This window comes from Arthrobacter sp. NPDC057009 (assembly GCF_042673905.1).
Lineage (GTDB): Bacteria > Actinomycetota > Actinomycetes > Actinomycetales > Micrococcaceae > Arthrobacter.
The window spans coordinates 96867-105611 of sequence record NZ_JBHUSB010000017.1 but is presented as its reverse complement, the minus strand read 5'-3'; the positions used below and the strand labels follow the sequence as shown (position 1 = coordinate 105611).

General features: G+C 69.5%; 7 protein-coding genes. 4 read left to right on the top strand and 3 right to left on the bottom strand.

Annotated features, from left to right (window positions below; translation table 11 throughout):
- The first annotated feature begins 223 nt into the window (after positions 1-223).
- From ACFTR6_RS16980 to ACFTR6_RS16965, 4 genes are read left to right on the top strand one after another with little or no spacing between them, the layout of a single operon-like run.
- Complete coding sequence (locus ACFTR6_RS16980) at positions 224-1648, top strand: adenosylmethionine--8-amino-7-oxononanoate transaminase (protein ID WP_377958730.1); 1425 nt, start codon at positions 224-226, stop codon at positions 1646-1648.
- Between the two features lie 8 nt (positions 1649-1656).
- On the top strand, positions 1657-2814 hold the full coding sequence (locus ACFTR6_RS16975; protein ID WP_377958738.1) for an 8-amino-7-oxononanoate synthase: 1158 nt from the start codon (positions 1657-1659) through the stop codon (positions 2812-2814).
- The gene (gene bioD / locus ACFTR6_RS16970; RefSeq protein WP_377958729.1) at positions 2811-3488 is read left to right on the top strand and encodes a dethiobiotin synthase; all 678 of its coding nucleotides are present in this window, start codon (positions 2811-2813) and stop codon (positions 3486-3488) included. The genes ACFTR6_RS16975 and bioD overlap by 4 nt, the downstream gene beginning before the upstream one ends.
- The gene (locus ACFTR6_RS16965; RefSeq protein ID WP_377958728.1) at positions 3485-4666 is read left to right on the top strand and encodes a cytochrome P450; all 1182 of its coding nucleotides are present in this window, start codon (positions 3485-3487) and stop codon (positions 4664-4666) included. Before bioD ends, ACFTR6_RS16965 begins: the two co-directional genes overlap by 4 nt.
- A 139-nt stretch (positions 4667-4805) precedes the next feature.
- Here the strand turns inward: ACFTR6_RS16965 and ACFTR6_RS16960 are convergent, their stop codons facing one another.
- The 3 genes from ACFTR6_RS16960 to ACFTR6_RS16950 form a co-directional block, all read right to left on the bottom strand.
- Positions 4806-5072, bottom strand: a complete 267-nt coding sequence (locus tag ACFTR6_RS16960) for a DUF1876 domain-containing protein (protein ID WP_076803895.1) — start codon at positions 5070-5072, stop codon at positions 4806-4808.
- Positions 5073-5183: 111 nt separating this feature from the next.
- Positions 5184-7325 carry a bifunctional polysaccharide deacetylase/glycosyltransferase family 2 protein gene (locus ACFTR6_RS16955; protein WP_377958727.1) on the bottom strand — a complete coding sequence of 714 codons (2142 nt, stop codon included), beginning with the start codon at positions 7323-7325 and terminating at the stop codon, positions 5184-5186.
- Positions 7326-7958: 633 nt separating this feature from the next.
- A complete protein-coding gene (locus ACFTR6_RS16950; protein ID WP_377958726.1) occupies positions 7959-8606 on the bottom strand; it encodes a dihydrofolate reductase family protein in 648 nt (215 codons plus the stop codon).
- Positions 8607-8745 lie beyond the last annotated feature (139 nt).

Sequence of the window (8745 nt, the reverse complement as noted above, 5' to 3'; positions counted from 1 at the left end):
CGGGGGGGGGGGCCCCCGGCCCCGGCACCCGGGCGGGGGGGCCCCCGGGTTCCGCCGGCCCGTTTTTGGGGGGCCACTGGGGGGTGCGGGCGGCGGGGGGGGGGCCGCGGGGGCACGCCCACTTCAAGTGCGGCGAACGGCTCGCCATGGAACCACCCCGCTACTGCACCGGCTGCAGGCGCCGGATGAAGGTCCAGATCACGCCGCTGGGCTGGTCCGCCGAATGTTCCCGCCACGGGGTGCTGGTCCCGTGAGGCAGGAGAGGGACCTCATCCGGCGGGACCGTGCACGGTTGTGGCACCCCTACGCTCCGGCGTCCCCGGACCTTCCGCTGTGGGAGGTGGAGGCGGCCGACGGCGTGCGGCTGCGGCTCCGGGGTGAAGACGGCAGCCGCCATGAGGTGATCGACGCAATGTCCTCGTGGTGGTCGGTGATCCACGGTTACCGCCACCCGGCCCTGGACGCCGCTGCCGCCGCGCAGCTGGCGAAGTTCAGCCACGTGATGTTCGGTGGCCTCACCCATGCCCCGGCCGTGGAACTGGCCGAGAGGCTGGCGGCCATGGCCCCTGCCGCCCCCGGCCGGCCAGGGTTGGAGCGGGTCTTCCTGGCGGACTCGGGCTCGGTCTCCGTCGAGGTGGCGCTCAAGCTGGCGGTGCAGTACCAGACCGCGGGCGGGCGGCCGCGGCGGCAGCGGTTCCTCAGCCTCCGCGGCGGGTACCACGGCGACACCTTTGCAGCCATGGGGGTCTGCGATCCCGTGGACGGCATGCATTCGGCCTTCCCGGGACTGCTGGCCGGCAACGTCTTTGCGCCGCGCCCGCCGGCGGCGGCGTCGGCAACACCGGAAACGGTACAGGCGTGGGCAGCGGGCGTGGCGGACCTCGCGGCCAAGCACTCCGCGGAACTGGCCGCGATCGTCGTCGAACCAGTGCTGCAGGGCGCGGGCGGCATGCACGCCTACCCGGCCGAATGCCTGGCCCTGCTCCGCGAAGTGGCGGACCGGCACGGGCTGCTGCTCATATTCGATGAGATCGCGACGGGCTTTGGCCGCACCGGCGAGCTGTTCGCGGCCGATCATGCCGGCGTCGTGCCTGACATCATGTGCGTGGGCAAGGCCCTGACCGGCGGGTACCTGACCCTCGCCGCCATGCTCTGCACGGCTGAGGTGGCCGCAGCCGTGTCCGGCGGCCAGGCCGGTGCCCTCCTGCATGGCCCCACGTTCATGGGCAATCCGCTGGCGTGTGCCCTGGCCAATGCCAGCCTCGGCATTCTTGAGGCCGGCCGGTGGCGGGACGATGTGGCCCGGATCGGCGCCGGGCTGGCGTCCGGGCTCGCTCCCGCCCTGGAATTGGAAGCTGTGCGGGATGTCCGCACCCTCGGCGCCGTCGGGGTCATCGAGCTGCACGACGCCGTCGACGTCACCGCTGTCACCGCCGCAGCCATCCGGCACGGCGTCTGGGTACGCCCGTTCCGGAACCTCGTCTACACGATGCCGCCGTACATCAGCACCCGGGCCGATATTGCACAAGTCACCGCCGGGATGGTGGCGGCGGTGGCCGAGGTTCATGAAGCCCGGGTCCTCAAAATGCGGGTCCACGAAACGCAGGTCCACGAACGGGTTCCGGCCCGCTCCGGAAGCAGCTCATGAGCGCCTCGATGACCCAGTGGCTTGAGCGCCAGGCCGCCGTCAGGGAACGCCGCGGCCAGGTCCGCCGCCCGCTCGCGCGCGCCGCGCATGAACAGTTCATCGACCTGGCCAGCAATGACTATCTGGGCCTTGCAACGGACCCGCGGGTTGCCGGGGCAGCGGCTGAGGCGGCTTCACAGTGGGGCGCGGGGGCCACCTCCTCGCGCCTGGTCGCCGGAACCACGCAGCTGCACCTGGACCTCGAGCAGGAGCTGGCCGCGCTGGCGGGGATGGAGACGGCGCTGGTCTTCTCCTCCGGCTATCTGGCCAACATCGGCGTGATCACGGCACTGGGCGGCCCCGGGACCCTGATCGTGGCGGACGAACACTGCCACGCCTCGATGATCGACGGCTTCCGGCTCAGCCGGTCCCGCACCGAATCGTTCACCCACAACAGCGTCGAGGAAGCCGGCCGCCTGCTCGCCGGCCGTAGCGAACCGCGGGCGCTGATCGCCGTCGAATCCGTCTACAGCGTCCTCGGCGACGAGGCACCCCTCGCCGGCCTGCTCGCCCTGGCCGGGCAGCATGACGCCATGCTCCTCATCGACGAGGCCCACAGCCTCGGCGTCACCGGCAGCGGCGTCTTCCAGGGCCGGGGCTCGGTGGCCGGAACCGCCCTTGCCGGGCATCCGAATGTGATCGTGACCGCCACGCTGTCCAAGGCGCTCGGCAGCCAGGGCGGTGCCGTCCTGGGGTCACCGTTGCTGCGCGAGCACCTCCTCAACAGGGCCCGCAGTTTCATCTTCGACACAGGCCTGGCACCGGCCGCCGGCGCGGCAGCCCTCGCGGCGGTGCGGATCATCAGGGATGAACCGTGGCGGGCGGGCTCCGTCCGGGGCAACGCGGCGGCGCTGGCCGCCGGGCTTGCCCCGGCCCTTGCGAGGCTCGGCGCCACCCCTGACCGGACCGCCGGCGCGGTGCAGTCGCTTCCGATGCCCTCCGCGGAAGCTGCCCTGGCCGCCGCCGAGTCGGCGCGCAGGCAGGGCGTCCGGGTGGGCTGCTTCCGGCCGCCGTCGGTTCCGGACGGGATCCCGCGGCTGCGGCTCACCGCCCGTGCCACCCTCACGTCCGAAGAAATCGAAGACAGCTGCGCAGTGCTGCGCGGCATCCTGGAGGAACTTCAATGAGCCTGTCCCCCGTCGTTCTGGTCACCGGAACGGACACCGGCGTCGGAAAAACCATCACGACGGCGGCACTCGCCGCCGTCCTCAGCGGCATGGGCCGCAGCGTGGCGGTTTACAAGCCATGCCAGTCGGGCGCCGCCGACGGCGACTCCGACGCCGCGGAGGTTGTCCGGCTCGCCGGCGCCATAACCGCTGAGGCCGGGGTCGTGCTCCAGGAGCCAATGGCGCCAGTCGCGGCTGCCGCCATCGACGGGACACGGCTGCCCGCGGTGACTGCGCATGCAGAGCGGATCCGTGATCTCGCGGCAAGGCATGACCACGTCCTGGTGGAGGGCGCCGGCGGTCTCCTTGTGGAGCTGGACTCCGACGGCGGCACGCTGGCGGACCTCGGATCGCTGCTGCGCGCAGTCTTTGTGATTGTCGCCCGGCCCGGCCTCGGCACGTTGAACCACACGGCCCTCACGCTCGAGGCGCTGTCCACCCGCGGACTGGACGTGCTCGGCGTCGTACTGGGAAGCTGGCCCCTCAGCCCCGGCGCCGTCCACCACAGCAACCGGCGGGCCCTCGGTTCCCTGCGGGTTCCGCTGCTTGGTGCCCTTCCGGAGCAGGCCGCCGCGCTGTCACCCGCTGATTTCGGTGCAGGCGCAGTAGCCTGGCTCAACGGAGTGCCGGCATGATGCCGCTGCCCGGCGGAGCTCTGGCGCCAATGGCCGGGGCTGAAGCTCCCGACGCGTCCGCGTGCCCGTACCTCGTGGTCCGTGATCCGGAGTCTGTCCGGGATGTCCTGCACCGGCCTGCCGACTTCAGCCCGGCCAACGCGCTGGTGGCGGTGACGCCGCTGGAGGGGCCGGCGTTACGCGTGCTGCAGCGCGTGGGCTTTGCGTTGCCTCCGGTACTGGCCAGCAACGACACCGGCACGCACGGCGGCATCCGCAAGGTGGTGGCGGGCTTCTTCACTCCTGCCACCGTCGCCGCCACAGAACCCCGCATCCGGGAACTGGCCCGGGAGGCTGCGGCGAAAGCCGGGGAGCAGCTCGCTGAGTCCGGCCGGACGGACCTGGTGCAGACGGTGGCGGCGTTTCCGCCCGCCGTCGTGATGCTTGAACTCCTCGGGCTGCCCGTGCGGGACCTTGAGGACCTCAAGCGGTGGGGGTTGGACTCCATGGAGCTGTTCTGGGGCTGGCCCGACGCGGACCGGCAGCTGGAGCTGGCCCGGAGCGCGGCTGAGTTCTACGTATGGCTGCGCCGGCTAGTCGGCGAGTCCATGGCGGCGCCCGGGCGCAATCTGTTCAAATCATTGTCCGCCCATGGCCTGTCCAGGACAGAGATGTGTTCGCTTGGCTACTTCCTGCTGATCGCCGGACAGGAGACCACCACGCAACTGATCAGCAGTATCATGTTCAGGCTGCTGGAGCGAACCGGGCCGGTGGGCTGGAAGGAAGCCGGCACGGATGAGGGCGCCCGGGCAGCGGTGCGGCATGTGCTCGCCACTGAATCGTCCGTTCCCACCTGGCGGCGCGTCGCGGCGCACGATGCGCGACTCGGCGGTCACCTCATCCCGGCCGGAACCGAGATACTCCTTGAGCTGTCCGGCAACCGGATCACCGCGGGCGCGGGACCTGATACGCCGCCGCTCCGGGACTCTGCGCGCGGCGCATCAACCGGCCTCGTCTTCGGTTCGGGCATCCACCGCTGCCTCGGCGCAAAGCTCTCCGAACTGGAGGCCGCCGTCATGCTCCAAGAGGTCGCAACGGCGCTGCCCACCGTCCAACTGCAGGACCGTGAGCCGGACTGGATCCGGTTCCTGTCCTTCCAGGCACCCCGCACCGTCAGCGTGGCGAACGGGCCGGGCTAACGGGAACCGGCCGGCTGGTCCGCGGCTGGGCGGGCTGACTTGGAGCGCGAGTAAGCCGTCCCGCGCCGGGCACAAAAAAGTCCTGCCTCCAGCCGTAGCGGTGCTGTGCCGCCAACCTGCCCCCAGCCGCTGGCGGGGGCTAGGCACGCAGGTGCGCCGGTGCCTGGGTGGCCTTCTCTATGTCGCCCGCAGTGACCTCGATCAGCTGATGCGCCAGGTCAGCCAGCGCGCGGGCGGTCGCCAGTTCGTCCCCAATCTCGGGGACGTCGGAATCTGCCGGATTCAGCCTGGCCATCCCGACGCCTTCCAGTGCGGGCCGGCCTCCGGCCTGCAGCCGCGCGGTGGCCCGCGTCTGGCCATCATGTTCGTCGAGGGCGATGTTCACCGACCAGCTTTTCTCTTGCATTTTGGTCGCCTCCTCCATCCAAAATCCACGATGCCAAGCCCGGGTCAGGCCGTCAAGGGTCGAAAAATTCGTTCGCCGAAGGGGCTCCACAGTAGTGGCGGGGTGCCGCGCTCAGCTGTTCCGGGCCGCCGGCGGGACGCGGAGGCTCCCGTACCGTTCCATGCGGTGCCAGCGGAGGTGCACGCCTGCCAGTGCTGTGACGACCGACTGGATGACCACAAGGTACATCAGCTGGCGGTAGACGAACTGCTGGAGCGGGAGCGTCCACAGCGGGCCCAGGCGTTCCTTGTCGAGCCGGAACGCGTAGGCGGCCATCAGCACCTGAACCACCAGGAAAACCAGCCACAGGAGGGCGATGCGCACCGGGTCGAGGAAGATCAGCCCGTAGAGGGCGAAGACGTCCACGACCGGCGCGAACAGCGGAAGAAGCACCTGGAGCACGAGCAGGTAGCCAAGTCCCCGGCGCCCGAGCTTCCCGGCCTGTCCTCCCTGCACGATCGCGCCGCGGTGCTTCCACATGGCCTGCAGTGTCCCGTAGCACCAGCGGTACCGCTGCTTCCACAGTGCGCCGAGCGTCGCCGGAGCCTCGGTCCAGGCCCGGGCGTCGTCCTGGTACACGACGCGCCAGCCGTCGCGGCAGAGCGCCATGGTCAGGTCCGTATCCTCGGCGAGGGTGTCATCGCTTACGCCACCGACGCGGAGCAGCGCGTCGCGGCGGAAGCCGCCGATGGCCCCCGGCACGGTAGGCATGCATTCGGCGACGTCGAAGAGGCGGCGGTCTAGGTTGAAGCCCACCACATATTCAATGTGCTGCCATGCCCCGAGAATCCCGCCGCGGTTGGCCACTTTCGTGTTCCCCGAGATTGCGCCCACCCTGGGATCGGCAAACGGCTGAATGAGCGCCCGGACGGTGTCGGGCTCAAAAACAGTATCGCCGTCCACCATGACAACGAGGTCGTGGGTAGCGGCCTTCAGTCCGGCGTTAAGCGCCGACGGCTTGCCTCCGTTCTCCTTGCGGATGAGCGTCACGCCTGGGAGTCCAAGGGCCTCAACGATGTCCGCGGTGCCGTCCGTAGAGCCATCGTCCACGACAATGATCTCCACGGGATGGGTCGAGGCGGCGATGGACCGCACGGCGGCCCCGATCCCTGCCGCTTCGTTGTAGGCCGGGACGATGACCGTCACGGGCTCCGTGATTGCCGTGCCACCAGGGGCGCGGCTGGCCGCCTGCTTGCCCCGTGCCTGGCGCCGGTGCCGCACTGCGGCGCCCATGACGAGGACGGCCCGGATGAAGGTCACAACCCCGCTTGCCACCAGCGCCCACGAAATTGCGGTCACCAGCCAATCACTGAGCCGGATGCCCCAGACGAAGGCAGTTCCGCTGGCTTGTTCGACGGGTGTGGCCTCCCGGGTGCTGGACACGCCAATGGCTTTGCCGACCGTGGTCACCCGGTAGCCCTGCGCGTCCATCCGGGAGAGAAATGAATCCAGTGCCGTGACAGTCTGGCTGCGATCGCCGCCGCTGTCGTGCATGAGCAGCACCTGGCCCCGGTTTCCCGAGAGGGCAAGGTTCCGCTCAATGGACGCAGCCCCTGGCTGCTTCCAGTCCTGACTGTCCTTCGTGCTCAGGACGGTGAGATATCCCTCGTCAGCAGCAGCACGGATAGAGGACCAGGTCGAGTCATTGACGGCGGTGTTTCCGGAACTGAACGGGGGGCGCAGCAGAGACGCTGCCTGCCCGGTCACGCCCATGATCACCTGCTGGGCCCCCTGCAGTTCCAGTTGGCGGCGCCAGTCCGGTGAACGGCCAAGGTCAGCGTGCGTGAGGGTATGGACCCCGATCTCGTGGCCCTCATCGACAATGCGCCGGGCAAGGTCCGGGTTCTCGACCGCTGCCGAACCGACCATGAAGAATGTGGCCTGCACCTTGTGCTTCTTCAGGACATCGAGGATCTGCGGGGTCCAAACCGGGTCCGGGCCGTCGTCGAACGTCAGCGCCAGCGTGCGGTCCTGCGGAGCCACGGTACGGACGTTCCCGCCGCGGGCGTCTATGACCGGTCCCCCGTTGGAAACGGAGGCGGGCACTCCGGCAGCTGAACCGGACACCGGAACGGAGTCATCACCGATGCCGCCGAGGTGATGCATATACCCCTGCACCACCAAAGCGAATGAAATGGCGAAGAGAACGGCGGAAAGAACCAGCCAGTGCGCGCGTACCGCGGCGGCGTCCCTTAATTGACGGTGCCGGCTCACGGGTGCGCGGGCGGAGTCGGACGGGCTGTCTGCCCCGGAGCTGCGTCGGATTTCCCGGGCTCGGTCGAAGTCTGTTGGCCCTGGCCCTGAGCCGCGGGTGCCGGCGCCGCGGCGGCGTTGCCCTGGACTGTGTTGCCGGCCGTTGTGGGGGTCTGGGCACTGGAGCCGGGTGCGGCGGGAGTTGCAGGCGCTACCGCAGCCGCTGGTTCTGCAGGCACTGGGGGATTGCCCGGTACCGCTGGTTCGGCCGGAATTGCCCCTGCACCGGGGACGTTGCCGGGCTTGGCGGCGCCTTCCGCAGGGGGCTGGGTGGAGGCCGGCGGATCAGTTGGTGCGGGCTTCTCGGCGTGAGGCGCCGCCGCCGGAGGCTTTGGAAGATACGGCGCCACGATGTCGGGGCCGCCGAAAAAGGCCACGAAGAAAAGAACGACATATCCGGCCACGAGAGCGAGAGCCACGAGTCCGGCAGCGCGCGCATGGCGCAGTCTCCGCCCCGAAGTGTCAAGGAAAACCGGGCCGGGTGCAGGCACCGCGGACCGCTTGGAGGTACTTGTGAAAGGCGCCATAACGGTAAACATCGTAGGCGAGCGGCCAAACGTATCCCAAACCTGCAGGCGGGACAGGTGGCAGGGATTACTGCCGATCGATTTGGCCGGGACCTGCGCCCGGCGGGCCGTTGAGCACGGTGGGGATGTACTCGAGCAGCTGGAGCCGGCCATCGAAGGTCCGGCTGTCCACCATGTCGAGAGAGACGTCGGGATAGCCGTCATAGATCCGTTCCCGGCCCGTGCGGCCGGTGATCACCGGGAAGACGACCAGCCGGAACCGGTCCACGAGGCCGGCGGTCAGCAGTGACCGGCAAAGGCTGAGGCTGCCCAGGGTGCTCAAGGGCCGGGTACCGGTCCGCTTCATCTCCCTCACGGCTTCGACGGCGTCCCCGGTGACCAGTTCCGAGTTCGGCCAGGTGAGGGGTGCCTGCAGGGTGGACGAGAAGACCACCTTCGGAACGGCATCGAGTCCGGTCAGGGCGGCTCCCTCATCCTTGGAGAACCCCGAGTCCCCGGCCGCGGCTTCCCCTGACATGCTGGACATCAGCCGGTAGGTGTTCGCCCCGAGGAGGAACGTGTAGCCCTTCTGCCCTTCCTGTTCGAGCCAGGCCAGGTATTCGGGCCCTTCCAGGCCCCACCAGCCGGGCCACCCTTCCGCCGAGGCGTACCCGTCCAGGGAGATGATGAGGTCCACCATCAGGTCAGCTGAATTCCCGGAAGTTGTTTTAGTCATGACCGTCTCCTCGTTCTGATCGACGCTGGTGGCCGCCGGGACACTGCGCCTTCGACGGCGGTGCGCGCAATGCTATCCGTGCGGCGACGGCCGGTTCAAGGGCCCGCACATCGTGCCCGGCCCTGCGGAAAGCGCTCTG